The following is a 26,998-nucleotide window of genomic DNA, read 5'->3' on the forward strand; positions in this document are numbered from 1 at the left end:
GCTGGAGGGCCTGTGGTGGGCCGAGGACATGGCCGCCTTCACCACCTCGCGGGACAAGTCACGGTGGAACTGGACCCTGCTGCTCATGGTCCCGGACTGGGTCGACCGGGCCATGTTCGACGCCGCCTTCGCGCAGGCCGGGGCGAAGAATCAGCCGGTACGCCTCGATGACGTCCGCCTGGAAACCCTGTCCGAAGGACGTTGCGTGCAGACGCTGCACGTCGGCGCCTTCGACAACGAGGCAGCCGTGCTCGCCCAACTGCATGAGGAGTTCATCCCGGCCCAGGGGCTGCGCATGGCCGGGAAGCACCACGAGATCTATCTCAGTGACTTCCGCAGAGTCGCGCCCGAGAAACAGCGCACCATCCTGCGACAGCCGGTCACCGCCGGGGCCGCATCCGCGCCGTCGAAACCAGGATGACCGCGACACCGGCGGCGCGTAGGGTGCCGGCCATGTCCCGCACCGAGCTACGGCCGTTCACGGCCGCGGATCTGGCTGCCTGCGCCACCTTGCTGGCCGACCGGCACCGCCGGCACCGCGTCGCCCAGCCGCTGCTGTCCGCCCGCTTCGAGGACGCCGCCGCGGCGCTGGCTGAGCTGACCACCGCGTACGAGACGCCGGACGCCTCGGGGGCGGTCGCCTACCGTGCCGGTGGCCCGGTGGGTTTCGTCCTCGGTGCGCCGAAGCCGTCACCGCTGTGGGGGCCGAACATCTGGGTGGAGGCCGCCGGGATGGCGACCACCGATCCCGAGGTGATGCGTGACCTGTACGCGCTCGCCGCCACCCGCTGGGTCGACGAGGGCCGCACGGCGCACTACGCCGTCGTTCCGGCACACGACGCGGAGCTGGTACAAGCCTGGTTCCGGCTGGGCTTCGGCCAGCAGCACGCGCACGCCATCCGGCCCGCCGCACGGTCGGCAACGGTCACCCCGGCCGGGCTGTCGGTGCGTCGGGCGACCCGGGCCGACATCCCGCTGCTCGCTCAACTCGATCTTGAATTGCCGCTGCACCAGGGACAGTCCCCAACCTTCTCCGCCGGTCCGATGGGCACCCTGGAGGAGGCCGTCGCCGAATGGACGGCCGACATCGACAACCCCGGGTACGCCACCTTCGTGGCCGAAGCGGACGGCCAGGTCATCGGCTCTGCCATCGGCTGCGCGCTGGAGAAGTCGAGCGCCCACCTGAGCCTGGCCCGCCCGGAGCACGCCGGGTTCCTCGGGTTCGCGGCGGTCCTCCCGCACGCGCGCGGCGTCGGCGCCGGACGAGCCCTCGGCACCGCGGTCATCGACTGGGCGGTGTCGGCGGGCTTCGACAGCGTGGTCACCGACTGGCGGGTCACCAACCTGCTCTCCTCGCGGGCCTGGCCGAAGCTGGGCTTCACCGACACGTTCCTCCGGCTGCACCGGCTGATCCGTTTCTGAGCGGTGCTACGAGCGCGCCAACCAGACGCTCGTCCTCGGCCTAAGCCGGAGTCAGTGGTCCACCGCCGCCCGTGCCCGGCACCGAGCAGCTTCTGGGCCGACCGGACGCTGACCGGTGTCCGATTCGTTCAAGACTTCTCCGGCGGCATGCTCGTACGGTCGGATTCATGGCACCCACCTTCAACGCGATCGGCCTCGCGGTGGCCGACATGGCAGCGTCCCTGTCCTTCTATCGGCGACTCGGCCTGGAGTTTCCGGACGGTGCCGAGCAGGAGCCGCACGTCGAGACGACGGTTGCGGGCGGTATCCGTCTCATGTGGGACACGCACGCCTCGTTGCAGTCCTTCGACCCGGGATACCAGCCGGCACCGCCCTCCGGTGGCTGGGCCTTTCTCTGCGCCGACGCTGCAGAGGTGGATCGATGCCACGGCGACCTGGTCGCCGCCGGACACCGGTCGGTCAACGCGCCCTGGGACGCACCGTGGGGGCAGCGTTATGCACAGGTACGCGATCCGGACGGCAACGTCGTGGATCTCTTCGCCTGGAACTCGTCACCGCAGTAGAGCACTCAGCGGCACGCCAGCCATCGCCCGTACCTCGCGTGCGAGGTGGGCCTGATCGGCGTAGCCCGCATCGATCGCCACCGTCGCGAACGACCGACCGGACCGGGCCAGCGTGAGGGACCGCTGCAACCGCAGAATCCGCTGCAAGGTCTTCGGCCCGTAACCGAAGGCGGTGTTGCAGCGCCGCTGCAACTGTCGGGAGCTCAGCCCGCACCGCTCGGCGACCGACCCGACAGGCAACCCGGCCTGCGCGGCACCGGCCAGAGCAACCATCACCCGGTCGACCCCTTGCCAGCGCCGGCTCGCGGCCTCGGTCAGCGCGGCGGCCGGATCATCGGACTCGGCGATGGCCCGCACGACCACCGCCGGCCACACCGCGTCAAGCGGCACACGCCGATCGACCAACTCGGAGGCGGGCACGCCCAGCACACCGGGCCCGGTGCCCGCGCCGAACCGCAGCGCAACGTACCGACTACCAGGCACAACAGACTCGACCTGGGCGGTCGTGTCCGGCCCGGCGACGAAAACCGTGCCGTCCCACCAGATGATGTCGAGACAGCCGTCCGGCACGATGCGCTTGGATCCACCGTCCGGCGGCGTGACACTCCGCCAGGCCACGACGTACGGCAGCGGTGCGGACCATTCCTCGTACACGCCCTCAACCCTCCCACCCGGGCACGACAACTCACGAGGATGCCCGATCGAGCGACATGCTTCTGTGCGGGTTGCCGTGGCGCTTCAGGGTCTTTGCCGACCCGGCCGGCCACCCGTTCTGCCTCATCCGGTAGCCCGCCGCCAGGGTTACGGTATGGGCGGGCGTTCCGGCGGGGTCAATGCCGTACGGCGGACCCGGGTGTCCGCGTCGAGGTATTCGGCGAGCCGGGCGGCCCCGGTGAGCATGGCCTGGCCGCGGGCGGTGAGTTGTTCCCGCCACTGACGCAGTGACGCGGCGAGCGGTTCGGTGCCACCGGCTTCGCGCACCCGACGCAGCACTCCGGCGATGTGGTCGAGCCGGTACCCGCCGCGACGCAGCAGGTGAGCGAGTTCGGCGTCGCGGACATCGTCCGGTGAGTAGTCGCGGTAGCCGGTGGCCGGGTCACGCGCCGGCTGCAGAATCCCGGCCCGCTCCCACTTGCGCAGGGTTGCGGGTCGTACGCCGAGACGGTGGGCCAGCATGCTGATCGGCACTGCTTTCCGGCCCTGTGGTTGCCGCGGTGAACCGGTGAGGACGGCGACCGCCGTCTCCACCGCGTCCAACGTGTCCCTGTCGCGCTGAAGCAGGACGTGGCTGTGGTCGATCGTACGCAGCGCGGCGTCGATGTCGCCCCGGTTGACGGCACGCATGATGTCACCGCTGGCCGGGTAGCCGTGGCCCACGATCAGCCCGAGATAGGCGCTCAGCGCCTTTGCGTGCACCTCGGTGAACCGGCGGTAGCCGGTCGGGCTGCGCTGGGCCGGCGGCAGCACGCCATCCCGCTCGTAGTTGCGCACGGCCTGCGCGGAAAGGCCGTGACGGCGCGCGAGATCGACTGGTCGGCGTACCCCTGGGTTGGAGGGTTTCATGGCGGTCACCTCGCTCCGTCGCTGGAAAGTCTCAACCGGTAGTTCAACGATACGGTCGATGCAATGACGTCCCTTCTTGACCTGCTTGCCGTACCACCGGCGCTGCTCGCGCTCGGTGAGCCGACGCACGGCGAGTCCGCCTTCCTTCAGATCCGCAACGAGACCTTCATGTCGCTGGCCGTGCAGGGCTACCGGTCGATCGCGCTGGAGAGCGACCGGGCGGCGGGGCTGATCGCCAACGAGTTCGTCCAGGGCTCCACCGCCGTCACGCTCGACCGTGCGCTCACCGAAGGGTTCAGCCACGGGTTCGGCGGTGCCCCGGCCAACCGCGATCTGCTGCTGCGGATGCGCGAGTGGAACGCCGGGCGACCGTCCTCCGAACGCCTGACGTTTCACGGCTTCGACGCCCCGCTGGAGATCGAGGGTGCCCCGAGTCCCCGGCCCTACCTCATCCGGACCTGCGAATTCCTCGGCCTCGATCGATCGACGGAGATCGACGACCTGATCGGGGACGAGGCGCGGTGGAGCGACACCGCAGCGATCTGGGAACCCGGTAGGTCGATCGGGCGCTCGGCCGACGCCCAGCGCCTGCGGGTGATCGCCGACGAGCTGCTGATCGAGCTGTACCTGAACGCACCCCGACTGGCCGAGGGCTGGCCGGCAGCGTTCGTGCAGGCCATGTCCGCTGTCGCGGTGCTGCGCTACCACGCGGCGGCCGCCGCGCCGCTGGAGCGGGAGGAACGCTTCGCCCGCCTGGCCGGGGTCCGAGACGCGCTGATGGCGGAGAACCTGCTTCAGATCCGATCGGCCGAGGCACACCGTGGACCCACGCTGGTCTTCGCGCACAACACACACCTCCAGCGCCAATCGAGCACGATGACCATGGCCGGAAAGGACGTCTCGTGGGCCGGCGCCGGTGCCATTGTCGCGTCGCTGCTGAATGACCGGTACGCGGTGATCGTCGGTAGTCTCGGCGCGAGCCCCGCGCTCGGCATCGGGGCGCCGGCCCGGTCGACCTACGAAGGCAGACTTCAGCGGGGAAGCATGCTTCCGCGGTACGTCCGCGCGGCCGAGATACCAGCGGCCGAGCGGAGAACGCACGATCACCGCTACTTCCCGCTCGATCAGGCCACCATCGACCACGCCGACGCGGTGCTGCACATCCCGACCGGCGTCGACGCGGCCATGCTCGCCGACCGGATTCTCGCACTACCCGGCGTCGAGCAGATCGTGACGAACGAGGAGAACGGATCACCCGAGGGTGCCAGCGGCGAACGGTTCTTCTACGTCGGCCCCGACCGCCGCCAGCCGTTCGCCACCATCGTCGACCACGACGTGCCCGGCTTCGACGACGCCTCCCAGCTCGACCGTCCCGGCGTCTTCCGCCTCAACCTCGACCTGGGCCGAGCCGAGTTCGAGAGGCTGTTCGGCTTCCCACCCAAGGCGTTCGAGGAGCACCGGCAGGAGTTCGACTTCGCCCGGCTGGACACTGTCGTACCGCACCCGGGCTACGCGCTGTACGGCTTCGGCAGCATCGTCATGCCCGGCCCGCACCTGCTGCCCGAGATCGACCGACTCCTCGCCATCGCTCACGGCCGAGCCGTCGACCGCCACGAACGCGCCGCACGTCGGGCGGCTGACCAGCCGGACTGAGCCCCGACGATCCGGGCCAGGGTGCCGTTTTCCAATGCCGTCCACAGGCTGCCGTCGGGTCCGAGGGTGATGGGCCCGGACGCCGGGCGTTGCTCCTCACATCCGCGATCTGAGTACGTCGAACTCGCAGCCGGGCGCGGACGGGTCGAAGCCGTGTTCGATCAGCCAGCGGGAAGCCAGCAGGCTGCGCAGCGACCACCAGGCGCGAATCACATCCCGGTCGACGTCGGTGCCGTAACCGGTCAGGAGATCATCGAGGCGTTCCTCGTGCCCGAGGGTAAGCACGGCCAGGTCGTACAGCGCATCGCCGGGCGCCGCCTCGGACCAGTCGATCACGCCGGTGACCTGGTCGCCGTCGGTGAAGATGTGGGTGATCTGCAGGTCGCCGTGCATGAACACCGGCGTCCACGGCCGAAGCGCGGCCTCGGCTATCTCGCGGTTGCGGTCGACCAGGTCGGCTGGCAGGACGCCACTGTCGACGAGCCAGGCGCATTCGCGTTCGAGTTCCGCGTCCAGCCCGACGAGCTTCCTGCCGGCCCACGGCGGTGGTGGCGCCTCGTGCAGCGTCCGGATCACCGCGCCCGCCGCGGCCCACGCCGCCGGTGACGCGGGCGACGGCTCGCCGAGGCGGCCGAGCGCCTGGCCGGGGAGAGCAGTGATCGCGAGGACGGGCGGCTTGCGCCACAGGACCTCGGGAGTCGGCACGGGCGCCAGCCGCATCGCCTCGACCTCGACATCGATACGCGCCTGATCACTGTCCACCTTCAGGAACACATCGCCGACGCGCAGGGTCGCACGCTCATCATGGGCGACGACGACCGTGACCTCTTCCACGCCGGCCATTATCGAGGGCCGATCAACGACGCCGCTGCGGTCATCGCTGCCGGTGCCATCCACGGCGTGATCGGGTCGGCCATGGGCTGGCCCACTGGGCTGCTCGGCAGCGCCCCCGGCCTGCCCGCCAGGAAACAGCGAGCAGCCCCCTCCGCAGGCAGAGGGGGATCGGCGATCCGTGGCTGCCCCGGTCACCTGGCCGGTAGGAAGGAGGCAGGACCGAGACAGGGAGCGCACATGACGATCGACCGGGCCGGCCTGGCCGACTTTCTCCGGCGCCGCCGGGAGTCGCTGCAGCCCGAGGACGTCGGCCTCCCGCGCGGACCGCGCCGCCGGACCAGCGGCCTGCGGCGCGAGGAGGCGGCCCTGCTCTGCCACATGTCGACCGATTACTACTCCCGGCTGGAACGCGAACGCGGGCCACACCCGTCCGAGCAGATGATCGCCTCGATCGCGCAGGGCCTGCACCTGTCGCTCGACGAGCGCGACCACCTGTTCCGGCTGGCCGGGCACCGTCCTCCGCCGCGCGGCGCCACCAGCGACCACATCAGTCCTGGCCTGCTACGGGTACTCGACCGTCTCGACGACACCCCGGCCGAGATCGTCAGCGAACTCGGAGAGACGCTCCGGCAGAACGCGCTCGGCGTCGCCCTCACCGGCGACACCACCGGCTACACCGGTCCCGCCCGCAGCATCGTCTACCGCTGGTTCACCGACCCGGCCACCCGCCGGCGGTACGCGCCCGAGGACCACGGCTTCCTGTCCCGCATGTTCACCTCAGGCGCCCGGGAGATCGCGACACTGCGCGGCCCCGGCTCCCGGGCGGCGCAGCTCACCGAGCTGCTCCTTGAGCGCAGCGACGAGTTCCGCAAGCTGTGGGAGCAGCACGAGGTCGGCCTGCGCCCGGACGATGGCAAGAACTTCGTGCACCCCGAACTCGGTCTGCTGGAGCTGAACTGCCAGACACTCGTCGACCCGGGACAGTCCCACTACCTGCACATCTTTACCGCAGTGCCGGGCAGCGAGAGCTACGAGAAGCTCCAGTTGCTCGCCGTGCTCGGCGGCGACGCTCATCGTGGGATCGCCGATCCGTGGCTCCGAAGGCCCTGAATCCGCCGTCGGCGGGCACCGACGATCGAATCGCATCCGCAGATTCGATCGGATCGCCGACACGAGGAGACCGACAATGGCCCGCCACTTCGACCTCACCATCCCCGACCTGTCCGGCAAGGTCGCCGTCGTCACCGGCGCGAGCGACGGCATCGGCTTCGTCATCGCCGGCCGCCTCGCCCGGGCCGGCGCACAGGTGATCATGCCGGTCCGCAACCCGGCGAAGGGGCAACAGGCCGCCGACCGCATCCGCAGCCGCGTCCCCGGGGCCACAATCAGCACCAGCGCGCTCGACCTGTCATCGCTGGACTCGGTGGCCGCCCTGACCAGCCAACTCGTCGACGAGGGCCGCCCGGTCAACATCCTCATCAACAACGCCGGTGTGATGAACCCGCCCACCCGCCAACTCACCAAGGACGGCTTCGAACTGCAGTTCGGCACGAATCATCTCGGTCACTTCGCGCTCACCCAGGGACTGCTGCCGCTGCTGCGGCAGGGGCGGGCCCGGGTCACCCACCAGACCAGCGTCGCCGCCCGCAGCGGAGCGATCAACTGGGACGACATCAACTGGGAACGCGGCTACGAAACGATGAAGGCGTACGCCCAGTCCAAGATCGCCATCGGCCTGTTCGCCCGGGAGCTGCAGAATCGCAGCGCGGCGGCCGGATGGGGCATCACCAGCAACCTCTCTCACCCGGGGGTGTCGCCGACCAATCTGCTCGCCGCGCAACCCGGCATGGGCCGCGCGAAGGACACCACCTCGGTCCGCATGATCCGTCTGATGTCCCGCCTCGGCGTGGCCGGCACGGTCTCCTCGGCGGCACTGCCGGCGCTGCTGGCCGCGACCGGCCCCGACTCCCACGGCGGACAGTTCTTCGGCCCCAAGGGTTTCGGCGACGTCGGCGGCGCGCCCGCGCAGCGCGAGCTGTGGGCTCCGCTGCGCAGCGACGACGACGCCCGCCGACTCTGGGAGGTCTCCGAGCGGCTGATCGGGACTGCGATTCCCCGCCTGAGCTGACTTCCGGCCGATGATGGCTGGGCGACGCCATAGCCTGTCAGCTCATCGTGACCGGGGCCGACGCCCGTAGCAGGGGTGTCGGCCCCGGTCACCCACAGGTCGTGGGAGAAGCACAGGTCCAGCCGGGAGACCGTTCAGGACAGCCGGTCGTCGGACGTCGTCCGTCCCCCGGATACGGGAGGCCAGGCAAGTCCCGCACCGAGCCGCACCACCGTGTACGGCAGGACTGGATTCTCCGCACCGTACTGGAAGTTGACCACCAGGAGGTCGCGACCGTCGAACGCCGCCGTCGACGGGCCGTGCAGCGCGGGGTCGGTCAGTCGCCCGAGCAGCCTTGCCTGGTCAGCGCGGCGATTGAGCCGCAGCACGTTGACGGTGTTGCCGTTCCCGTCGATGTTGCTGACCACGTAGAGCGTGCGGCCGCGTACGAGCAGGCCGTCGCCGTGCACCGTGGCGCCGCCCAGATCGATCGCCCGGACCGTACGCCGCCGCAGGTCGATGCGGTGCAGCGCGCCGTCGTTGTAGTCGGCGACGATGAGGTGGCGTTGGTCGTGGGTGGCCACCAGGCCGTTGAGGTTGAACCCGGCGTTCCACTCGATGCTGGTGCCGCGCAGGTCGAGGAAGGTGGGTAGCGGCCTGGTGGTGCCCGTGCCACCGCGCAGGTCCGCCGCAGGAATCCGGTAGAGGGTCGGCTGGAACGAGTCGGTGACGTAGACGTCGCCGTTGGCGGTCAGCGCTACGTCGTTCAGCATGGAATTCGGTGCGGCAGTGGCAAAGCGGTGCAGGAGCGCGCCGGTGCGCGTGTCGTACACCCACACGTACCCGGTTCCTCCGCCAGCGACGATGAGCCGGCCGCGATGGTCGACCTTCATCCCGCCGGCGGTGGTCCGGCCGTCGGCGGCGTTGCCGGGCAGCCACACCGTGGTGCGCGGGGAGCGGACGTCACCGCGGTAGATACGCCCGTCGGTCAGGCTGCTGACGTAGAAGTACGGACTCCGGGGGTCGCGGGCGATGCCCTCGGGGTAGGCGTCGTCGCCGGCCAGAACGTAACTGTCCGGTCGCGGGCCGGGGGCACCGAACGCCGAGGTCGGCACAGACGCTGACGCCGGCGCAGGTACGGCGCCGAGCGCGCCGAGCACCGGGACGATCAGAATCGCGAGCAGTCGTCGCATGTTTCGCACGTTTCCTTCCGATCAGGCTTGTCGCATCGAGCGTGGCCCCGGTGATGAGTCACCGACAAGATCCATGAGGTATGGGCGGGTACCTTCGCGGTATGTCGGTGGATCTACGCCTCATGCGGTACGTCGTGGTGGTCGCCGAGGAGGGCAGTTTCGAGCGGGCCGCGCAGCGTCTGCACATGGCGCAGCCACCGCTGAGTCGACAGATCCGCGACCTGGAGCGGCAGCTCGGCGTACCGCTGTTCACCCGCCGCCCGACCCGCCTGACCGCGGCCGGGACGGCTTTCGTGGCGTCTGCGCGTCAGGTGCTCAGCGACGCGGACGCGATGGTCCGGGCGACGCGGGCGGCCGGGCAGGGCCGCGCCGGCACGGTGCACATCGGAACGGTCGCCAGCGCCGCACACGAGGTGGTGCCGCAACTGCTGGACGCGCTGCGGGCGATGCATCCGGACCTCACCGTTCGCACGGGCGAGGCATGGCCGACCGAACTCGATGCCGGGTTGCGCGCCGGCCGCTTCGATCTGGTGCTGTCGCGGGGCGCGACTGCTCAGTCGGACCTCGCCCGGCAGACGGTACGACGGGAGCCGCTGGTCGCCGTCGTCGGTCCCCGGCACCCGCTTGCCGGGCGTCCGACCGTGGCACTGAGCGACCTGCGGATCGGCCCGCTCAACCTGCCGCCCGAACACCTGACGCCCGGCTACCGCGCTGCCGTCTTCACCGCCTGCGCCCGCGCGGACGTGCAGTTCGCCGCTCGGGACTGCCAGCAGCTCGGCTGGCGTCGCGTGGGCATCGCCGAAGACACCGGATTCTCGCTGGTACCCCGGTCGCTTGCCGCGCTGCCCACGGTCGACGGCATCGTCCTCACCCTCACCGACGACCTCCCGGCACCAGACCTGGAGCTGGTGTGGCGACGCGATGCGCTGTCGCCGGCCGCTGCGGTCGTCGTCGACGTGGCTGCTCACCTCGCCCGGCAGCGCGGCTGGGCGGGGTAACCGCCCGACGCCCCGGCCCGGGTCTACAGTGCCACGGTGAGCAACCAGCCGGTACGCGATGCCTATTCGTCAATGTCGGCGCAATACATCGCACTGTTCGATGGCGGCGGGCAGGCCCACGCGGACGACACGGCGCTCATCCGGGACCAGCTCGCCGGCCTGGACGGCGCGGTGCTCGATCTCGGTTGCGGCCCCGGCCACTGGACCGCCTACCTGCATTCGCTCGGCGTCGAGGTGACAGGCATCGATCTGGTCCCCGAGTTCATCGACCACGCCCGAGCGAACTTCCCCGGGCCGGCGTTCCGGCTCGGCTCGATGACCGAACTGGACGTCCCCGACCACTCGGTGGCCGGCATCCTCTCCTGGTACTCGACGATCCACCTGCCACCACCGGAACTGGACCACGTGCTCGCCGAGTTCCGCCGGATGCTGACCCCGTCCGGGCGGTTGGTGATCGGCTTCTTCGACAGCGAAGACGAGGTGGCCGAGTTCGACCACAAGGTTCTCACCGCGTACCGCTGGCCAGTCGACGAGTTCTCCGCTCGCCTGACGCGGGCCGGCTTCACCGAGCTTCAGCGCCTGCAACAGCAGTTCCCGGACCGCCCGGACCGCCGGTACGCGGCCATCGCCGCGACCGCCACCTGAGCCCGCCCGCCGCATCCGACACCTGACCGTGCCTACGGCCGGCCGCTTCGATCAGGCAGCCGGCTGCTGTCCCGGCCAGAACGGCCACTCCTCGAACGACCGACAACGTCCGTCGTCCGCGAATCGCATGATCCAAAGGTCGCGGTACTCCTGGTCGACCGGGTCGCCGTAGCGGACCTCCTGACGCGACACCGCGGTGTCGCCGTCGACCGCGACGATCTCCGTGGTCATCTGGAACACCTCGTCGGGGCCTTTGCGCTGCTGGTTCCACATCTCGGCGATGGCCGGCAGGCCGACGACGGGCGTCCAGTACGGCCCCTGCTGATAACTTGCATCATCGGTGAAGAGCGTGACCAGCGCCTGCGTACCCGGCGTCCGCCACACCTGCTCGTAGGCAGCGATCCAGTCGGCGACCTGCTTTCTGTTCATGGACAACACCATGCCATTCCGAGGGCGTGCCGGGCGGCGGTAGACGTATGACGCGTTGTCACTGGTGAACCGTCAGGGAGGGGGTGGGATGCCCCGGTCAGGGCTTCGACAATCGGGACATTGCCCGGTCACCTCGTCGCGAGCCGGTCGAGGAGGAACAGCGCCGTGGCATCGAGCACGTCGTCGAAGTGCCTGCTGTCGTCGGGGTAGTGGAATCCGTGGCGGGCCTGTTCGTACTCAATGAGCACGCACTCGTTGCCGGAGCGCACCATCGCGTCCCGAAATTGCCGCACCGAGTCGATCGGCTCGACCTCGTCGCGGGTGCCGTGGTGGATCTGCATCGGCGGGTTCCCCGGCCGCACGAGCTCGATCAGCGAATACTCGATCAGTCTGCCCGGTGCGATGCCGACCTGCCGTTCGAGGCGGCGCTGCGCTGCCGGATCGAACGAGCGCAGATTCGATCCCGCCGGGTTGAGAGCCACCACGGCCGCGCTGCCGGGCTCCGCTGCCGTGGTGGACGCCGCCGGGGTCATCGCCGCGACAGCCGCGAGGTGAGCCCCGGCTGAGCTGCCGCCCGAGGCCAGGTGCGACGCTTCGAGCCCGCGCACCGCGGCCACCCGGGCGAACTGGTCGATCGCCCACCGAACATCAGCTATGCAGTCGTCGATGCTGGCAGCGCCGCGGCCGAGCAGCCGATACCCGGCTGAACCGGCGAGGATCCCGCGCGACGCCAATTGTCGGCAGTGCGGGGCGAGCCCGTCGGCCGATCCCTCGCGGAGGGCGCCGCCATGGAACAGCACGATGCCGGCACGCGGCGGTGTGCCGGCGAGGGGCTCGAAGATCAGCAAGGGCAGTTCGCTGCCGTCGGCGGCGTGAAAGAGCAACGAGGACTCTCGGCAGGCTGCCGTCATGAGCCGCATTCGACCATCGGACGCACGCGTTCACAACCGGTCAGCGTTGCTGGAACGCAGCCCGGTAGGCGAGCGGAGTGGTGGCGTACGCCCGGCGGAACTGAAGCCGGAGGTTGGCGGCGCTGCCCAGGCCACTGCGGCGAGCGATCTCCTCGACGGTCAGGTCACCGCTTTCGAGCAGGGCGCAGGCCCTGCGTAGCCGGGCCGCGATCAGCCAGGCGCGCGGGCTCGTGCCCAGTTCCCTGGCGAAGGCGCGACTGAGCGTTCGGGTCGACTGCATCGCCTGCCGCGCGAGGTCGGCCACCGTGATGGGCCGATGCAGGTTGGCCAGTGCCCAGTCCGTCACGCCGCTGAGCCGCTCCCCCACCACCACGGCGCTCGCCACGGTGTACTGGGCCTGTCCTCCGGCGCGGTGCAGCGGTGTGACCATGTGCCGGGCCCGCTGGATGGCCGCCTGCTGGCCGTGGTCGAGACCGATCAGGTACAGACACAGGTCGAGGCCGGCGGCGAGGCCGGCGCTGGTCAGTACGGTGCCCTCATCGACGTAGAGGACCGCCGGGTCGACCTGCACGGTCGGATGTTCCTTGGCGAGGGCGGCGGCGTGGACCCAGTGGGTGGTGGCGCGACGGCCGTCGAGCAGGCCGGCCTGGGCCAGCGCGAAGGCGCCGCTGCAGATGGCGGCGATCCGGGCCCCGCGCTGGTGCGCGGCGCGTAGGGCGTCGAGCGCGGCTGCCGGCGCTGGCCCGCGCCGGAACCCGGGCACGATGACGGTGTCGGCGGTGGCGACCGCTTCGAGGCCAGCCGCGACGGTGATACCGAACCCGGGTGTGGTGGTCGGCACCGGCCCGGCCCGCAGCGAGCAGAGGACAGCCTCGTACCTGCCGAGACCTTCGTGGCCGAAGACCTGCGTGGCGATGGCCGCGTCGAACGCCACGACCGGAGGGAGAGCCAGTACAGCAACGCGATGAATGGCCGGTTCCTCACGCACGATGGCAAGCATGCCACTGGCCCGTCCTGGCGGCGATCGCGACGCTGTACGGGTGAGAGTAGAGATCGTCGTATTCGACGGCTTTGATGAACTCGATGCCTTCGGCCCGTTCGAGGTGCTGTCCAGTGCCGGGTTCGAGGTGGATCTGGTGGTCGCGGAGGGGCCGGGTCCGGTTCGCAGCATGCGGGGCGTCCAGCTGAACGTTCCCGGTGTGTTGGATCGCCCGGACGGAGTGATCGTGGTCGGCGGTGGTTGGCTGAACCGGGCCGAGCAGGGCTCCTGGGCGCAGGCTCAGGCCGGCGTGCTGCCCAGGAGATTGGCTGAGGTCGCCGGTTCCGCAAGGTGGATGGCGTCGGTCTGCACCGGCGCGATGCTGCTCGGGGCGGCCGGTCTGCTCACCGGGCGCAACGCCACGACGAATCGCCACGCGTACGACGAGTTGCGCGCCTACGGCGTGCACGTGATCGAGGAGCGGGTGGTCGACGACGGCGACCGGGTCACTGCGGGCGCGTTGAGCGCCGGTATCGATCTGGGCCTGTGGCTGACCGAGCGGGAGTACGGCACGGAACGCGCTGCCACCGTGGCTGCCACCATCGACTTCGCTCTGCGCGGCCCGGTCTGGAAGAACCCGGCCACGACCAGGTAGCGATGCCGAAACCGGCAGGTCAACCCAACCCATCAAGCGGATTTGATGTAATATCTGGTCGTGGCGTCATCGAGTCGTACCACTCCGTCATTCCTGCACCTGGCCGCCCATCCGCTGCGCTGGCGACTGTTGACCGAGCTGGCGACCGGCGATCTCCGCGTCCGGGAGTTGGTGGCGCTGGTCGGCGAGCCGCAGAACCTGGTCTCCTACCACCTTCGGCTGCTGCGTGACGGCGGGCTGGTCAGCGCCTCGCGCAGCAGCTTCGACGGCCGGGACAGCTACTACCACCTCGATCTGGACTCCTGCGCCCTGGCACTGGCCGAGGCCGGCAGGGCCCTGCATCCCGCGCTGCTCGCCGCGACGACGCCTCCCCCGGTTGATCGACAACGATCGCGGAGGCTGAGTGTGCTCTTCGTGTGCACCGGCAACAGCGCCCGCTCACCGATCGCCGAGGCGTTGCTGCACCGCCGCGCCGGAGACGAGGTCAGGGTGGTCAGTGCCGGCACCCGACCCAGGTCGGGCCTGCATCCGCACGCGGTCCGCGTACTACGCGACAGCTTCGGTGTCGACGTCGTCGGGCAGCAGCCCCGACACCTCGACACAGTCGCCCGCCGCCGGTACGACTACGTGATCACCATGTGCGACAAGGCCCGCGAGGTCTGCCCCGACTTGCCCCACGAACCCCGACGGGTCCACTGGAGCATCCCCGATCCCGCGACGGCCGCCGACTATCCCGCCTTCCACCGCCTGGCGATCGACATCGACATCCGCGTCCGACATCTACTACCCGTGCTCACCGCAGCCCGGCCCGCGAAGGAGATCCGGCCATGACAGACCCCCGGTACGCAAGCGTCCGCTACCTCGTCGACGACGTGAGCGCCGCCGTCGAGTTCTACACCACGCATCTCGGGTTCGCCCTGCACACCAGCGCCGCCCCCGCCTTCGCCGACGTGGTGCGCGGCCCGCTACGGCTGCTGTTGTCCGGGCCGGCCAGCTCCGGTGCCCGCGCCACCCCCACCGACGTCGCCGCCGCCGGCCGCAACCGCATCCACCTCGTCGTCGACGACCTGGATTCCGAGATCGATCGACTGCGCGGCGTCGGAGTGTCGTTCCGCAGCGAGCCGGTCAGCGGCCCGGGCGGACGCCAGATCCTGCTCGCCGACCCGGCCGGCAACCTGATCGAACTGTTTCAACCCGCCCACCGCCTCGCCGCTGGCGCAACGGCCACGTCCTGAGCGGAACCACTGTCACGGACGGGCCGGCCCGGCGGTCTCGTGGGTCGACGAGCGGGTCGATGCCGCCGGTTCGGCCCGCTGCGACTCGATCGCCCGGATGTGCCGGTACGCGAACCACAACGGCGGAAACGCCCCGACGGCGAAAGACAGGTCCACCACCGTCCAGAACCACGGGATCTCCCGCAGCGGCCCACAGATCAGCGCCAGCGGCACGATCCCGACACAGGCGATCATGCCAAGCTGGACCACGTCGTGAGCTGACCCACCCGCGGACTGGTTCCATCGGGATGTCGGCAGCAACGCGGTTTGGCGCGCCTATCCGTGCGACGACTTCTCGTCTCGCCGACATCGCAGGCATGACGCGACCGCCGACCGGCACCGTCAGGGGACGTCCCCGGCGGCGCGCTCGCCGGGCCCGACGTTCACCTGGGCGTACGACGGGAGGTCGGGGCGTACGGCGCGCCCCTCGCGTACCGCTGTCGCGGTGTCCACGACGGCAGCCAGGGCCGCCCGGAACAGCAGTGAGCCGGTGCTGATCCGCCGCACACCCAGCTCCGCCAGGGTGGTCACGGTGTGCCGGGCCGGCAGGTACAGGATGTTTACCGGTACGTCGACGGCGGCCACCACCGCCGCGATGTCGGCGGGCTCGGCCAGACCGGGGACGAAGACGCCGTCGGCGCCGGCGTCGGCGTAGCGTCGAACCCGGTCGACCGCCTCCGTCAGGTCACCGGGACGCTGCCAGTGCGTGTCGGTACGGGCATTGACGAACAGCCCCGGCACCTCCCGCTTCACCGACCGGATCAGTGCCGCGTGCTCCGGCGCCGGACCCATGGCGTCCTCCAGGTTGACGCCCACCGCGCCGGCCTCGGCCACCGCGACCGCCGCGGCGACCGATCCGGTCTCGATGTCGGCGGTGAGGTGTACCGGCAGCGCCGCCAGCCGGCGGATGAGCGACACGGTCGCGGCCCCGGTGACGGCCGCGCCGTCGGGCAGGCCGTTGACGGCCGCGACGCCGAGGCTTGTGGTACCGAGCGCGACGAACCCGGCCTCGACCAGGAACCGGGCCGACGCGAGGTCCCAGACGTTCGGCAGAACCAGCGGGTCGTCGACACGGTGCAGCGCTGCGAAGCCGCCGCTCATCCGCGTGCTCCGGCCACCAACGCGAGAGCGTGGGCCCGGCCGGGGCAGCGTCGAGGTCCCGCACCGAACGCCAGATCACCGGCCAGGGGCACCCGTACGACCTCACCGGCCTCGACGGTCATACCGGCCACGGTGGCGGTGACCGTCGCCTGCCGTTTGGTCGCCGGCACCGGCGGATCGTCACGCAGCACCTCGTCGACGTGACGGTGTCGGGTCCGGTCGATCAGGACGGCCGTTGCCTCGCAGGCCTGGACGAGCACGCCGATGCGGGCGGCGGTCGGCTCGTCGAATCTGCCGCCGAAGAGCGCCACCAACCGATGCACGGCAGGGTCGGCCCGCGACTCGTCACCGGTGCCGGGCTGGTACGCCTGCGCCACGTCGCGGATCAACTGCACCACGGGACGGGTGACTCCCAGCCGAGGGGCCAGGACCGCCACCGGGTGGGAGTCACCGGCATGGCGTAGCGGCTCCAGCGGGATCGCGTCCAGGATCGCGACGGACAAGCCGCGCCGGCGCTCGTACTCGATGCCGGAACTGAACCGGCCCACCGTGGCACGCAGCCAGGCGACGCCGGTGGACGCGGGTGGGACGGGCGGCACGACGAACGTCGGGTCGGTCAGCACCGCGAGGGCGGCCGCGCGGCCGCGTATCTCCAGCATGCGGCGAAGGCTACGACCACGATCCTTCGGTGAGCACCGAACTGTCGTACCCGACAATGGGTCGGTGACCTCCGCTGCCGACCTTGCCGGGCTCGCGGCGCTGCTGGCCGACGAGACCCGTGCCGGCATCTGCCTCGCGCTGCTCGACGGCCGGGCGTGGACCGCGAGCGAACTCGCCGCGTACGCGGGTGTCGCGCCCTCCACCGCCACCGGGCACCTGCACCGCCTCGTCGAGGGCGGTCTGCTCGTTCAGCGTCGCCAGGGCCGGCACCGGTACGTGCAACTCGCCGACCCCTCGGTGGCGCAACTGCTGGAGGACCTGTCGGCCCGGTTCGAACCGCCTCCCGACCGGACCGGTGGTCTGCGGGCGGCCACCGCCAGCGCGGCCCTGCGCCGGGGCCGGACCTGCTACGACCACCTGGCCGGACGGCTCGGTGTGGCGGTGACCGAGGCGATGATCGGGCGAGGGCTGCTGGACAACGGCGGCGGCTTCGCGCTCACCCCGGCCGGCCGGTCCTGGCTGATCGACCTGCTCGGCTGGGATCCGGCGTGGCCCCGGTCGGGCCGCCGGCCGCTGGTCCGGGGCTGCCTCGACTGGACCGAACGCCGGGAGCACCTTGGCGGACTGGTTGGCGCGAAGCTGTGCGAGCGGTTTCTCGGCCACGGGTGGGTGGTGCGCATCGGGTCCGGCCGCGCCGTACGCCTCACCGCCGCCGGGCAGGCGGCCCTGCGCGACCAGCTGGGGATCACCCTCGACGGGGAGGGCGTCTGAGGTGTCGCGCGCTCGGTCCGGGACCGGTCGGACTCGGGTGGAGGCCGTTGGTTCCCGGACCGAGCACGTCCTGCGCGGCGGCGGTTACTTGCTGACGCCGGCGGTGAGGCCGGACTGCACCTGACGTTGGAAGACGATGTAGACGATGAGCACCGGCAGCATCGCCATGGTGACCCCGGCGAACAGGCCGGACCAGTCGGAGCGGTAGCCCTGGTTGACCGACAGCTCGATCAGGCCCTGGGAGATGACCTGGTTCTTCGGCTCGCCGGCCACCGACTGCATGAGCAGGGTCGGCAGGTACCACTGGTTCCACTGGCCGAGGACGTTGAAGATGCCGATGCTGATCAGGCCCGGTTTGGCCATCGGCAACATCACGCTGAAGAACAACCGGCTGTGCGACGCGCCGTCGACCATGCCCGCCTCGGCGATGGCGTTCGGCAGGGTACGGAAGAACGAGTGCATGAAGAAGACGGTGAACGACAGCGACCAGGCAACGTAGACCAGGATCAGCATGACGTGGCTGTTCGGGCCGAGAAACGGCAGCACCACGCCGGTGTTGTAGACGCCCTTGAACAGCGGCACCGCGGCAAGGTAGATCGGCAGGGTCAGCCCGGACAGGAACATGTAGTAGATCAGCCGGTTGCCGGGGAACTCGTAGCGGGCGAGCACGTAGGCGGCCATCGAGCCGAGCAGCATGGTGAGGAAGACGCTGCCGGTCAGCACCAGGATGGTGTTGAGGAAGAACGACCCGATGTGCCCCTCGGTCCAGGCTCGGGCGAAGTTGCCCCACTGCAACTGCTCGGGGATCAGCGACAGCGGCTTGCGGATGACCTCCGAGTCGGTCTTGAGCGCCGACATCACCACCCACAGCAGCGGGTAGACCACCATGATCGCCCATACGGCGAGGAACAGGTGTGAGAAGCCGTTGAAGAAGCGCGCTCCGGCCCGGCCGCCGCCGACGGCGGCGCGCTGTGCCGGCGTACGACCCGGTGGTGGAGTCTGGTCGGGGCCGGCCAGGCCACCCGGAGTGTGGGTCACCGTGCTCATCGTCCAGGTCTCCTCAGTACTCGATCCGCTCACGACGGGTGATCCTCAGCTGGAGAGCGGCCAGCAGGATCGTGAAGATCGCCAGTGCCACGCCCATCGCGCAGGCGTAACCGAACTGACCCTTCTGGAAGGCGGTGAAGTTCAGCACCGACGCGAAGATCTCACTGGCGTGGTTCGGGCCACCCTGGCTGGGCGTCATGACGAACACCAGGGCGTACATGTCCAGGGCGATGAAGCCCAGGTAGACCCAGGCCACCGAGACGGTGTCCCGCAGCAGCGGCAGGGTGATCCGGAAGAAGGTGTGGAACCGGCCGGCACCGTCCAGGATGGCCGCCTCGTAGACGTCCTTCGGGATGGACTGCATGGCCGCGGAGAAGAGCACCATGTAGAAGCCGGCGCCGCTCCAGACCGCGATCAGCAACAGCCACCACAGCACCGCCGGTACGCCGAGGAACGGCTCCGGGTCGTACATGAAGGTGATCGGGTCGTCCTCGCTGACCAGCCCGATCTTCATCAGCATGCCGTTGATCAGGCCCTGGCCGTCAGCGCGGTAGATCTGCTGCCACATCACCGCGATGACGACCAGGGACAGCACCTGCGGGAAGAAGAAGATGACCTTGTAGAGGCCGGAGCCGAACACTCCCCGGATGCCGGCCTTGTCCTCGCGTCCGCCCACGTTGAGCAGGAACGCGAGGAACAGGGCCAGCGCGATGGTGAACAGCGGCACGGTGATCAGGAAGAAGACGTTGTGCCAGAACGCCTTCCTGATCAGCTCGTCGGAGAACAGCCGGAGGTAGTTGTCCAGCCCGACGAACTGCTGCCTGTCGGAGTAACCTCCCCAGTCGGTCAGCGAGTACCCGGCCGCCTGGAGGAAGGGCCACACCACGTAGAAGAGGTACAGCCCGACCGGCAGGGCCAGGAAACCCGTGACGAAACGCGCAACACCGTGCCGCATGGGACTCACTCTTTCCGTTCGGATCAGGCGTCGCGGGTCTGCTTGGTGATCGACGAGTCCTGGGCGACCTTGTCGGCGGCGGCCTGCATCTTGTCGACGAACTGCGCGGCGGTCAACCGGCCGGCCATCAACTCGGCGGACAGGTTCTGGCTCTCCTTGTCCAGGTCGGCGTAGAAGTTCCAGAGCTTGATCGAGATCAGGTCCGAGCTGGCGTTCTTCATCAGCTCGTTGGCGCTGGCGAGAGCGGCGTCCTGGACGTTGTCGCCGGAGCCCTTGGTGGAGGCCAGGGACTTGGTCAGCTCGGCGAACTTCGCCGAGCCGGCCTTGGACAGCACCGCGCGCAGGAACTCCTTGGCGGCGGCCTTGTTCGGCGCCTTGGCCGGGACGACGATGCCCTCGCCGGCGCCGGCGTAGACGTCGTTCGGCGCCTTGTCGGTGGCGCCCAGGCCCCAGTAGTCGGAGATCTTCATCTCGAAGCCCGGCGGGATGGTCGCCGCCATCTCGTTCTTCAGCCAGGTGCCGACCTGGATGAAGGCCGCCTTGCCGTCGAGCCACGCCTGCTGCGACTGGGTGTGGTCGAGCTTGCCGGGCAGCAGCAGCTTGTCCTTGACCAGCTTCTCCCACGCCTCCAGCGCCGGCAGGACGCCCTCGGCCCGCCAGGCGTTCTCCTTGAGGTTGTCGATGTCGATGACGGCCTGCTTGCCGGCGGACTTCCAGACCGTCGCCATCAGCGCCCAGCGCGGGTAGTAGCCGTGCACGGCGTCGTACACGTACGGGGCCATGCCCTTGGCCTTGATCTTCGGGGCGAGGGCGAAGAAGTCGTCGAAGGTCTTCGGCGGCGTCCAGCCCTCCTTGTCGAACAACACCGAGTTGTACCAGTTGCCCCAGACCGTGTAGGCCACGTTCACCACGAAGAACTTGCCCTGGTAGGTGCCGTCACCGACGGTGCCCGGCAGCAGCGTGTCGGCCACCGTACCCTCGCTGTCCCAGGCCGGGGCGGCCAGCAGGTCGTCCAGCGGCTCGATGGCACCCTCGTTGACCAGGGTGCTGATGTCCATCATGTCGGCGCCGGAGTTCATGACGACGTCGCTGGGCTGCGTCGCCATCTTGGGCTGCTCTTCGGTCTTGATCTTCTGGGTGGAGCTCATGTTGACGGTGACGTTGGGGTACTTGGCGTTGAAGATCGCCTGGTCCTCCTTGGCCCAGGCGTCACCCAACCCACCGTTGAAGATGACCACCTTCACGGCGCTGCCGTCCTGCACGCCGAAGGGGTTGTCGTTGCTCTTCTCCCCGGCGCTGTCGTCGTTCTGGCTCGGCGTGCTGCCGGCGCAGGCGCTGAGCAGACCGGCGGCCGGGGTCACCAGGAGGCCCGCGGCCGCCGCGCGGCGCAGCAGGGTCCGGCGGTCGAGATCGGGGGTAACGGACATCGTGTGACTCTCCTTGTGATGTCGGGTCAGGCGGTGCGCCGGAGTCGCCCGGCGTACCGCGACTCGAGGGCGAGGTTGTGCTCGTCCCCACCGGGGACGTTGGCGGAGAGGTAGATAGGGGGTGCCTCTCCGGCCTGGTGGAACCGTCGTACGACCTCCGCGGTCAGCAGCTGCGCCAGCAGCGCCGAGGTGACCGAGGAGACCGCACAGACCGCGCCGCCGCCCTCGAGCGGCAGCAGTGCGTCGCCGTACGGCGCGCCGTTGTCCAGCACGACGTCGGCGAGATCGACGAGCCGCCGGCCGGACGGGTGCCGCGGGGCCACCCGTCCGGTGTGCTCGACCGAGGTGACCGCGATCAGCGGGTGACCGCGTTCGGTGGCCAGCAGCGCCAGTTCGACCACCGAACCGTTGATGCCGGACTGGGACGCCACCACGAAGACGTCCTGCGGCTGGGGTGCGGCGATCGCGTAGAGCTGATGCGCGACGGCCGGGTCACGTTCCAGCTTCGGGTCGGCGAGCACCTGATGCGAGGCACCGCCGTGCAGCACCAGGTCGTGCAGGGAGATCCGGTTGGTGGGTACCAGCCCGCCGGCCCGGGCGACCAGTTCGGCGGCGAAGGCTTCCGAGTGTCCGGCGCCGAACGTCTGCAACACCCCACCGTCACGCAGGCTGGCGGCGATCAGGTCGGCGGCCCGGCCCAGCGACTCGGCACCCCGCTCGACCAGCCGGTCGAGGACTGGCCGGACGGCGTCGGCGTACCCCTGGGCGCTGATCATGCGCTGGCCTCCCTCGCTGCCTTGTGCCCGTCCACGGCCTGGGCGGTACGCCGGAAGGCCGCGTGGGCGCGGTCGTGGGTGCGCTGGGCGACCGCGATGTAGAGCAGGTCGAGGACGACAAGTTGAGGATGCCGGGCCGACAGCGCGTCCGGCCGGAACGTGGTGGCCTGGCTGGCGGTGAGCAGCACGATGTCGGCCAACTCGGCCAGCGGCGACCGACGGAATCCGGTAAGCGCGATGGTGGTGGCACCCCGGCTGCCGCCCTCGGCGAGCATCTCGATGGCCTCGCGGGTCTGGCCGCTGTGCGAGATGCCCAACGCCACGTCGCCGGGACGCAGCAGCGCGGCAGCGGCCAGCCCGGAGTGCACGTCGTTCCAGGCCCACGCGGCCACGCCGATGCGGTGCAGGCTGAACTGCATCTCCTCGCCGACGAGGGCGCTGCCGCTGGCACCGAAGATGTTCACCCGCTCGGCACCGGCGATGGCGACGGCGGCCCGCTCGACCTCGGTCAGGTCGAGCAGCGCGGCGGTGTCATGCATGGCCCGGGTGTCGGCGGCCATGATCTGCTCCAGTACCCGCTCCAGCGGGTCGCCGGGCTGGATCTCTCGGCCGATGTCAACGGTCCAGCCGGCCGAGCGTGCCCGACCGGTCTCGGCGGCGATACCCAGACGCAGGTCGGCGTAGCCGTCGAAGCCCATCGCGCGGCAGAACCGGGTGACCGTGGCCGGCGAGGTGCCGCTGCGTTCGGCCAGTTCCACGATGGTGGCGCGGGCCGCCGCCTCCGGGTCGCTGAGCACGTGCTCGGCGACCCGCCGCAGCGCGCCGGTCAGTTCGGCGGCACCGGTACGGACCCGGGCCAGTGTCCCGTCGGAGGCAACGCCCAGTGCGCCCCGGCGGTCAACCCCATCGACGTCGGCCACCGCGGTGCCCGCGGAGGTGTCCGCCTCGTGATCAACCATGGGACGCCTTTCGGAAAAGACTGTTAACTGTTAGTGGTAAAAGTTCTTACTGAAGGCCCCTCCATGTCAAGACCGTGGGCGAAGTTTTCAAACTGTTACCTGCGACACCGGGTCCCCTGCAGCCCCACACCCCGCCCCGGAAGCCGCCACGACCAGCATGAACGCCCGCCGATCAGGGAGCTGGGGCGGCGTCCGGCACCGCCGTGGCCGACGGACCCTCGCCGCTGCCGGTCACCCCGGAGCGGGCAGGCACCACTCCACCCGCCGGCACGCCCGCTCGGCCGCGCCGGTCGTTGAGCCCGTCGGCCTCTTGTCAACATTCGCTCGCCGGCCGAGTCGTCAATGGCTAGCAGAATCACCCCGAGCCGTCCCAGGAAAGTCGCATTACCGACTCGTCGATTCGATGCCCTTCGTAAGGCCACCGCCGATACACCTACCGGTGGATTCGGCGCCTTGTCCGGTCGGTTAACGTTCAGTTGCAAGCAGCTGCCAGTCGAAGTCCATGTTGGAGGCCTGGTGCCGGACATTTCCCTGCCCACCGCACTGTCCGCGCTGATCCGGGATCTGCAGCGATCGACATCCGGCGCTGCCGAAGACAGCGTCGACGTGGAACTGCACCTGGTCACCCGGGAGAATGGCAGCGGCGTCACGTGGCATCTTGCGCCTGTCGAAAACACCCACGCACATCGCATTCGATTGACGCTCTATCCATGGCGGCAGCCACGGCACTCTCCCGTTCCCCGGCACCGACAACCCCACGACATCGAGCCCGGAAACGCCGACCGGATAACCCGTGGCGCGGACGAGACCGAGGTGGGCCTCGACCCGAACTGGATCGGCAGCGCCCAACTGCCGCCGATCGTCCGCCCGAAGCCCGGTGTGGACATCGAACGTGATGATCACTGAGGGGGAGGCCACCGGCGGCACCGACGCCCTGGAACGCGGCAACGACCGCATCCGTGACGCGGCGAAGTGGCTGGTGGCCAGCGCCGCCGCGGTGGGTGCGGCAATGCTGGCCGGCAGCCAACTGTCAAGCATCGGCGAACTCCCGCTCGGCGTACCCGACTCCGTCGACCGCGCCCGGCTGTGGGTCGCGGTAACGGGTGCGGCTGCCGGGCTCTCCACTGTGGTCTACGCCATCTGGACCGCCGTGCAGATTCTGCTCCCGAAGCTGGTGCTGGTCAGCGACCTGGACGCGGCGTGGACGCAACGGCGATCCGAGTTGACCACGGTCGTGGAGCACTTCCGGCGCAACCCCAAGTACCTCCAGGGCTTCTCCACACCGGCCGACATCATCACCGCCCGCGAGGAACTGATTGCCGCACAGCGCGAGCCGTCGACCGCTGACGACGTACGGACGCAGTTGGCGGCCGGGATCGCCGACCTCGACGAACGGATCACCGCGATCGAGGACACCGCCACCCACGAGGCGCTGAAGAACCAGTTCCGGCACGCCCTGCGTAAATTGATGCTGGCCACCGCTGTCGCCGCCATCGGCATCGTGGCCTTCGCCTGGGCCGCCAACCCGCCGGCCGTCCAACCGACCGCCGACCTGCGCAACGCCCGTTTCGTCGACGCGTACCTGCGGGACGCCGATCTGCGCGACGCCAAGCTCGACCACGCCGACTTCACCAACGCCGACCTGACCGGCGCGGACCTGACCGGCGCTTCGATCGGCGGGGTCGTCTGGCGGAACACGATCTGCCCCGACGGCACCAACAGCGACGACAACCGTCACACCTGCGCCGGCCACCTCTCGTGACGGGACTGGAGCCGCACGTCCAACAGGTGGTGAAGGTGCGCGGCAGGCTGCTCGGCTCCGGGTACGCCGTGGGGGAGGACCTGGTGCTCACCGCCGGTCACGTCGTGGGTGCCCGCGGGGAGCCGACCTGGGTATCCCGCAGCGACAGCCCCACCGAGCCGGAGCACCGGGCGACGGTGATCTGGCGCGGCGACGACCTCGACGCCGACGCGGCCCTGATCCGGATGGACGTGCCGCTCTGGTCCCGCGAGCAGACTCGCATCCGCTACGGCGAGCTGCACGGACATCGGCCGGTGCCCTGTCTCACCGTCGGTTATCCCTGGGTCCGGGTCACGCCCGACGGCCGCCACCTCGACGAGCTGCCCGGGCAGGTCATGCCCAGCCTCGGCTTCGAGGACCACCGGTACGCCCTGGACTCCACCAGGATCGCGCCGCAGCCGCCGCAGCCACAGCGCGACGACACCGGTGCGGTGGTACGCGACGACACCGGCACGCCGGTGTTGGAGCCGCACCCGCACAGCGGTTACTCGGGTGCCCCGCTGCTGACCGCGGGCGATCGGCAACTCCTGCTGGGTGTCATGGTGGCGGTGCCGTCCCGGTACGGTCCTGGCCGGCTGGACGCGGTACGCATCACCCGGCTGCTCACCGACCCCGCCTTCGCCGGCCTGGTCGGCACCTCGCTCGACCAGGTCGAACGGGAACCACCGCAGCTGCTGCCGACCGGAATCGTCGAACACGCGGAGGCGTTGACCGAGCTGGCCGACAACCTGCGCGGCGACCGACTGCCGTACGTGTCACCCGCCGACAGCGACGCCGCCACCCATCCCGTACGGCTGCTGAAGCGCCTCGACGAGCAGGCCGGCCAGTCCGGCCTGCTCCTGGTCGGTCAGGCCGGAATCGGCAAGACCCGCACCTGTTTGGAGGTCGCCGGCCGCGCGGTCGACGCGGGTTGGCGGGTGCTGCACGTCCGCCCCGGCGAGCCGTTGGTCACCACCGAGCAGCTGATCGAGGTGGTGACCGGCTGCGCCGACGAACGCCTGCTGATCATCATCGACTACCTGAACCTCAGCGCCCTGGACTACCCGGCGATCCGGCACCGACTGCTGCCGGCCGCGCGTGCCCGTGGCATCCGGCTGGCCCTGCTCGGATCGGCCCGGCCCGGCTGGTTCCATCAGAAGGACAACACCCCACTCACCGAGGTGTTCAAACCTGTCGAGTTGCGACCCGACGACGAGCACCTTGACCGGATCCGGCACCAGGTCGTCACCGCGCTGGCCCCCCGGGCGCGAACGATCCTCGGCGAGGAGCGGTTGTCGCAGTTGTGCGGCCGACGACCGGTCATCGCCACCCTGATCGCCGCTGCGGCCGAGGCACAGGCGGATCGGGGGCGGCTGTCGACGGCGATCGGCGACCTGCGGCCGGAGAACCTCCTGGACTGGCTGGTCCGCCGGCTCAACGAGGACGACCTGCTGCATCACGCCGAGCGGCTGGACGACGCGCGCGACCCTGACCTGCGGCTACAGGTCTACGCCGCGATGGCCGCCGCCACTCCGCAGCCGCGTCCCGCCCTGGTCGCCTGCGGCGGCCGGGTCGAGCAGAGCGACGAGTCGCGCGCCGAGCACCTGCTCGACGTCCTGCTCGCGATGGGCTGGATGATCCACACGCCGGACGGCCTGGCGCCGGTGCACGACATCGTGGTCGACCAGTTGCTGGAGCACACCACCGTGCGGGCTGGCCTCGACACGGTCCGCACCAAGGTCGCCGACCGGATCCTCGACGCGTGTCTGACCAGTGCCCGCACCATCGGCCGGTACGCCATGAACCTGGACCGGCTGCTGCGGGACATGGCCCTCCAGCAACGCGACGGGCCGCTCGCCGGGCATTGCACGGCCTGGTTGGCCGCCAACGCGGACGCGGCCGGCCTGCTGCTGGCCAGCCAGCGTGACGTGGGCGCCTACGCCCTCGGCTCGGTGCTGGACAACTCCGCATGGGCGCAGGCGCTGTTCCAGCACTGGCCGCAACTCGGGGAACCCTGGCTGACCGAGCACGGAAAATCACTGCCGGCGCGCCACATCCTCTACAAAGGACTGCGCACCGTCGCCACGCCACAGGCCGCCCACCTGATCGACGTGGCGACCGTCTGGCTGGCGCTGCATCGAACGGCGCTGGAGGCAAGCTTCGTCATCGCGACCTTGCTGAGCCGTGCCGACCTGCGCCCGGAGGATGCCCGTCAAGGTATCGAAGCCGCCCTGCACTGGCTCGATGAACACGGCGCCCTCACCCAAGCCCAGTTCGTCCTACATCCGCTGCTCAG

The 26,998-nt window shown here is 70.1% G+C and carries 29 protein-coding genes and 1 pseudogene; 15 read left to right on the plus strand and 15 right to left on the minus strand.

Translation table 11 applies throughout. The annotated features are described in order from the left end of the window. The 3 genes from Vse01_RS28245 to Vse01_RS28255 all read left to right on the plus strand — a co-directional run. A partial coding sequence (locus Vse01_RS28245; protein WP_204019271.1) for a GyrI-like domain-containing protein occupies positions 1-421 on the plus strand: 421 nt, incomplete at its 5' end. Between the two features lie 32 nt (positions 422-453). Further along, positions 454-1,422 (plus strand): GNAT family N-acetyltransferase, encoded by a 969-nt coding sequence (locus Vse01_RS28250; protein WP_093407282.1) that lies wholly within the window; start codon positions 454-456, stop codon positions 1,420-1,422. A gap of 167 nt (positions 1,423-1,589) precedes the next feature. Beyond that, on the plus strand, positions 1,590-1,985 hold the full coding sequence (locus tag Vse01_RS28255) for a VOC family protein (protein WP_093407284.1): 396 nt from the start codon (positions 1,590-1,592) through the stop codon (positions 1,983-1,985). Here Vse01_RS28255 and Vse01_RS28260 read toward each other — a convergent pair. Next, entirely contained in the window at positions 1,974-2,639 is a 666-nt protein-coding gene (locus Vse01_RS28260; RefSeq protein ID WP_093407287.1) for a helix-turn-helix domain-containing protein, read from the minus strand. The two genes, Vse01_RS28255 and Vse01_RS28260, sit on opposite strands and share 12 nt — an antisense overlap. Positions 2,640-2,786: 147 nt before the next feature. Then, a complete protein-coding gene (locus Vse01_RS28265) occupies positions 2,787-3,548 on the minus strand; it encodes a TioE family transcriptional regulator (protein WP_093407621.1) in 762 nt (253 codons plus the stop codon). A 63-nt stretch (positions 3,549-3,611) separates the two neighbouring features. Here Vse01_RS28265 and Vse01_RS28270 point away from each other — a divergent pair, with 63 nt between their 5' ends. Beyond that, positions 3,612-5,201 (plus strand): DUF6194 family protein, encoded by a 1,590-nt coding sequence (locus Vse01_RS28270; RefSeq protein WP_093407289.1) that lies wholly within the window; start codon positions 3,612-3,614, stop codon positions 5,199-5,201. A 96-nt stretch (positions 5,202-5,297) separates the two neighbouring features. Here Vse01_RS28270 and Vse01_RS28275 read toward each other — a convergent pair whose 3' ends face one another. Continuing rightward, positions 5,298-6,098, minus strand: a complete 801-nt coding sequence (locus tag Vse01_RS28275; protein WP_232511327.1) for a phosphotransferase family protein — start codon at positions 6,096-6,098, stop codon at positions 5,298-5,300. Between the two features lie 174 nt (positions 6,099-6,272). Between Vse01_RS28275 and Vse01_RS28280 the strand changes: the two genes are divergently transcribed. Further along, on the plus strand, positions 6,273-7,145 hold the full coding sequence (locus Vse01_RS28280) for a helix-turn-helix transcriptional regulator (protein ID WP_093407292.1): 873 nt from the start codon (positions 6,273-6,275) through the stop codon (positions 7,143-7,145). 76 nt (positions 7,146-7,221) lie between these two features. Beyond that, complete coding sequence (locus tag Vse01_RS28285; protein ID WP_093407294.1) at positions 7,222-8,163, plus strand: SDR family oxidoreductase; 942 nt, start codon at positions 7,222-7,224, stop codon at positions 8,161-8,163. Between the two features lie 134 nt (positions 8,164-8,297). On the opposite strand, the gene Vse01_RS28290 is transcribed toward Vse01_RS28285, so the two are convergent. Next, positions 8,298-9,335, minus strand: a complete 1,038-nt coding sequence (locus Vse01_RS28290) for an SMP-30/gluconolactonase/LRE family protein (protein WP_093407297.1) — start codon at positions 9,333-9,335, stop codon at positions 8,298-8,300. A 101-nt stretch (positions 9,336-9,436) separates the two neighbouring features. Between Vse01_RS28290 and Vse01_RS28295 the strand changes: the two genes are divergently transcribed. Together Vse01_RS28295 and Vse01_RS28300 are read left to right on the plus strand one after the other, a co-directional pair. Next, complete coding sequence (locus tag Vse01_RS28295; RefSeq protein WP_170863510.1) at positions 9,437-10,333, plus strand: LysR family transcriptional regulator; 897 nt, start codon at positions 9,437-9,439, stop codon at positions 10,331-10,333. Between the two features lie 72 nt (positions 10,334-10,405). Next, positions 10,406-10,978: a class I SAM-dependent methyltransferase gene (locus Vse01_RS28300; protein ID WP_093407302.1), complete on the plus strand. Its 573-nt coding sequence runs from the start codon at positions 10,406-10,408 to the stop codon at positions 10,976-10,978. A 51-nt stretch (positions 10,979-11,029) separates the two neighbouring features. Here the strand turns inward: Vse01_RS28300 and Vse01_RS28305 are convergent, their stop codons facing one another. The 3 genes from Vse01_RS28305 to Vse01_RS28315 all read right to left on the minus strand — a co-directional run bounded on the left by Vse01_RS28305 (position 11,030) and on the right by Vse01_RS28315 (position 13,318). Beyond that, a complete protein-coding gene (locus Vse01_RS28305) occupies positions 11,030-11,407 on the minus strand; it encodes a YybH family protein (RefSeq protein WP_093407626.1) in 378 nt (125 codons plus the stop codon). A 128-nt stretch (positions 11,408-11,535) separates the two neighbouring features. After that, the gene (locus Vse01_RS28310; protein ID WP_093407304.1) at positions 11,536-12,327 is read right to left on the minus strand and encodes an alpha/beta hydrolase; all 792 of its coding nucleotides are present in this window, start codon (positions 12,325-12,327) and stop codon (positions 11,536-11,538) included. 31 nt (positions 12,328-12,358) lie between these two features. Continuing rightward, a complete protein-coding gene (locus Vse01_RS28315) occupies positions 12,359-13,318 on the minus strand; it encodes a GlxA family transcriptional regulator (RefSeq protein WP_093407307.1) in 960 nt (319 codons plus the stop codon). A gap of 40 nt (positions 13,319-13,358) precedes the next feature. Here Vse01_RS28315 and Vse01_RS28320 point away from each other — a divergent pair, with 40 nt between their 5' ends. Genes Vse01_RS28320 through Vse01_RS28330 form a run of 3 tightly spaced genes read left to right on the plus strand, consistent with a single transcriptional unit; the run spans position 13,359 to position 15,187 of the window. Further along, positions 13,359-13,952, plus strand: a complete 594-nt coding sequence (locus tag Vse01_RS28320) for a DJ-1/PfpI family protein (protein WP_093407628.1) — start codon at positions 13,359-13,361, stop codon at positions 13,950-13,952. A 60-nt stretch (positions 13,953-14,012) separates the two neighbouring features. Beyond that, positions 14,013-14,783: an arsenate reductase/protein-tyrosine-phosphatase family protein gene (locus Vse01_RS29680; protein ID WP_093407309.1), complete on the plus strand. Its 771-nt coding sequence runs from the start codon at positions 14,013-14,015 to the stop codon at positions 14,781-14,783. Beyond that, entirely contained in the window at positions 14,780-15,187 is a 408-nt protein-coding gene (locus Vse01_RS28330) for a VOC family protein (RefSeq protein WP_093407312.1), read from the plus strand. The genes Vse01_RS29680 and Vse01_RS28330 overlap by 4 nt, the downstream gene beginning before the upstream one ends. Positions 15,188-15,199: 12 nt before the next feature. Here Vse01_RS28330 and Vse01_RS28335 read toward each other — a convergent pair. The 3 genes and pseudogenes from Vse01_RS28335 to Vse01_RS28345 form a co-directional block, all read right to left on the minus strand. Next, positions 15,200-15,436, minus strand: a pseudogene (locus Vse01_RS28335) (hypothetical protein); the annotation flags it as partial. A 132-nt stretch (positions 15,437-15,568) separates the two neighbouring features. Next, entirely contained in the window at positions 15,569-16,327 is a 759-nt protein-coding gene (locus Vse01_RS28340) for an isocitrate lyase/PEP mutase family protein (RefSeq protein WP_093407314.1), read from the minus strand. Continuing rightward, the gene (locus Vse01_RS28345) at positions 16,324-16,986 is read right to left on the minus strand and encodes a hypothetical protein (RefSeq protein WP_198413208.1); all 663 of its coding nucleotides are present in this window, start codon (positions 16,984-16,986) and stop codon (positions 16,324-16,326) included. Before Vse01_RS28345 ends, Vse01_RS28340 begins: the two co-directional genes overlap by 4 nt. A 64-nt stretch (positions 16,987-17,050) precedes the next feature. On the opposite strand from Vse01_RS28345, the gene Vse01_RS28350 reads away from it, so the two are divergent. Further along, a complete protein-coding gene (locus Vse01_RS28350) occupies positions 17,051-17,758 on the plus strand; it encodes an ArsR/SmtB family transcription factor (protein ID WP_232511329.1) in 708 nt (235 codons plus the stop codon). A gap of 84 nt (positions 17,759-17,842) precedes the next feature. Here the strand turns inward: Vse01_RS28350 and Vse01_RS28355 are convergent, their stop codons facing one another. Genes Vse01_RS28355 through Vse01_RS28375 form a run of 5 tightly spaced genes read right to left on the minus strand, consistent with a single transcriptional unit; the run spans position 17,843 to position 22,922 of the window. Next, positions 17,843-18,805, minus strand: a complete 963-nt coding sequence (locus Vse01_RS28355) for a carbohydrate ABC transporter permease (RefSeq protein WP_093407320.1) — start codon at positions 18,803-18,805, stop codon at positions 17,843-17,845. Between the two features lie 13 nt (positions 18,806-18,818). Further along, positions 18,819-19,760, minus strand: a complete 942-nt coding sequence (locus tag Vse01_RS28360) for a carbohydrate ABC transporter permease (protein WP_093407322.1) — start codon at positions 19,758-19,760, stop codon at positions 18,819-18,821. A 23-nt stretch (positions 19,761-19,783) separates the two neighbouring features. Then, the gene (gene ngcE / locus Vse01_RS28365; protein WP_093407325.1) at positions 19,784-21,187 is read right to left on the minus strand and encodes an N-acetylglucosamine/diacetylchitobiose ABC transporter substrate-binding protein; all 1,404 of its coding nucleotides are present in this window, start codon (positions 21,185-21,187) and stop codon (positions 19,784-19,786) included. A gap of 26 nt (positions 21,188-21,213) precedes the next feature. Next, complete coding sequence (locus tag Vse01_RS28370) at positions 21,214-21,963, minus strand: sugar isomerase domain-containing protein (RefSeq protein WP_093407327.1); 750 nt, start codon at positions 21,961-21,963, stop codon at positions 21,214-21,216. After that, positions 21,960-22,922: a MurR/RpiR family transcriptional regulator gene (locus tag Vse01_RS28375; RefSeq protein WP_093407330.1), complete on the minus strand. Its 963-nt coding sequence runs from the start codon at positions 22,920-22,922 to the stop codon at positions 21,960-21,962. The genes Vse01_RS28370 and Vse01_RS28375 overlap by 4 nt, the downstream gene beginning before the upstream one ends. Before the next feature lie 516 nt (positions 22,923-23,438). Here Vse01_RS28375 and Vse01_RS28380 point away from each other — a divergent pair. The 3 genes from Vse01_RS28380 to Vse01_RS28390 form a co-directional block, all read left to right on the plus strand. Beyond that, positions 23,439-23,828 carry a hypothetical protein gene (locus Vse01_RS28380; RefSeq protein WP_093407332.1) on the plus strand — a complete coding sequence of 130 codons (390 nt, stop codon included), beginning with the start codon at positions 23,439-23,441 and terminating at the stop codon, positions 23,826-23,828. Then, positions 23,818-24,684: a pentapeptide repeat-containing protein gene (locus Vse01_RS29555; RefSeq protein WP_232511330.1), complete on the plus strand. Its 867-nt coding sequence runs from the start codon at positions 23,818-23,820 to the stop codon at positions 24,682-24,684. Before Vse01_RS28380 ends, Vse01_RS29555 begins: the two co-directional genes overlap by 11 nt. Further along, positions 24,681-26,998: trypsin-like peptidase domain-containing protein (locus Vse01_RS28390; RefSeq protein WP_204019272.1), on the plus strand; the 2,318-nt coding region annotated here is incomplete at its 3' end. The genes Vse01_RS29555 and Vse01_RS28390, both read left to right, overlap by 4 nt.

This window comes from Micromonospora sediminimaris, from assembly GCF_016863575.1.
Taxonomy (GTDB): domain Bacteria; phylum Actinomycetota; class Actinomycetes; order Mycobacteriales; family Micromonosporaceae; genus Micromonospora; species Micromonospora sediminimaris.

Coding starts and splice junctions, on each gene's coding strand:
- ngcE (WP_093407325.1), bottom strand. CDS start 21,187: ATGTCCGTTACCCCCGATCTCGACCGCCGGACCCTGCTGCGCCGCGCG.
- Vse01_RS29555 (WP_232511330.1), top strand. CDS start 23,818: ATGATCACTGAGGGGGAGGCCACCGGCGGCACCGACGCCCTGGAACGC.
- Vse01_RS28295 (WP_170863510.1), top strand. CDS start 9,437: ATGTCGGTGGATCTACGCCTCATGCGGTACGTCGTGGTGGTCGCCGAG.
- Vse01_RS28315 (WP_093407307.1), bottom strand. CDS start 13,318: ATGCTTGCCATCGTGCGTGAGGAACCGGCCATTCATCGCGTTGCTGTA.
- Vse01_RS28280 (WP_093407292.1), top strand. CDS start 6,273: ATGACGATCGACCGGGCCGGCCTGGCCGACTTTCTCCGGCGCCGCCGG.
- Vse01_RS28360 (WP_093407322.1), bottom strand. CDS start 19,760: ATGCGGCACGGTGTTGCGCGTTTCGTCACGGGTTTCCTGGCCCTGCCG.
- Vse01_RS28255 (WP_093407284.1), top strand. CDS start 1,590: ATGGCACCCACCTTCAACGCGATCGGCCTCGCGGTGGCCGACATGGCA.
- Vse01_RS28340 (WP_093407314.1), bottom strand. CDS start 16,327: ATGAGCGGCGGCTTCGCAGCGCTGCACCGTGTCGACGACCCGCTGGTT.
- Vse01_RS28330 (WP_093407312.1), top strand. CDS start 14,780: ATGACAGACCCCCGGTACGCAAGCGTCCGCTACCTCGTCGACGACGTG.
- Vse01_RS28375 (WP_093407330.1), bottom strand. CDS start 22,922: ATGGTTGATCACGAGGCGGACACCTCCGCGGGCACCGCGGTGGCCGAC.
- Vse01_RS28305 (WP_093407626.1), bottom strand. CDS start 11,407: ATGAACAGAAAGCAGGTCGCCGACTGGATCGCTGCCTACGAGCAGGTG.
- Vse01_RS28355 (WP_093407320.1), bottom strand. CDS start 18,805: ATGAGCACGGTGACCCACACTCCGGGTGGCCTGGCCGGCCCCGACCAG.
- Vse01_RS28285 (WP_093407294.1), top strand. CDS start 7,222: ATGGCCCGCCACTTCGACCTCACCATCCCCGACCTGTCCGGCAAGGTC.
- Vse01_RS28345 (WP_198413208.1), bottom strand. CDS start 16,986: ATGCTGGAGATACGCGGCCGCGCGGCCGCCCTCGCGGTGCTGACCGAC.
- Vse01_RS28310 (WP_093407304.1), bottom strand. CDS start 12,327: ATGCGGCTCATGACGGCAGCCTGCCGAGAGTCCTCGTTGCTCTTTCAC.
- Vse01_RS28270 (WP_093407289.1), top strand. CDS start 3,612: ATGACGTCCCTTCTTGACCTGCTTGCCGTACCACCGGCGCTGCTCGCG.
- Vse01_RS28370 (WP_093407327.1), bottom strand. CDS start 21,963: ATGATCAGCGCCCAGGGGTACGCCGACGCCGTCCGGCCAGTCCTCGAC.
- Vse01_RS28300 (WP_093407302.1), top strand. CDS start 10,406: ATGTCGGCGCAATACATCGCACTGTTCGATGGCGGCGGGCAGGCCCAC.
- Vse01_RS28290 (WP_093407297.1), bottom strand. CDS start 9,335: ATGCGACGACTGCTCGCGATTCTGATCGTCCCGGTGCTCGGCGCGCTC.
- Vse01_RS28265 (WP_093407621.1), bottom strand. CDS start 3,548: ATGAAACCCTCCAACCCAGGGGTACGCCGACCAGTCGATCTCGCGCGC.
- Vse01_RS28250 (WP_093407282.1), top strand. CDS start 454: ATGTCCCGCACCGAGCTACGGCCGTTCACGGCCGCGGATCTGGCTGCC.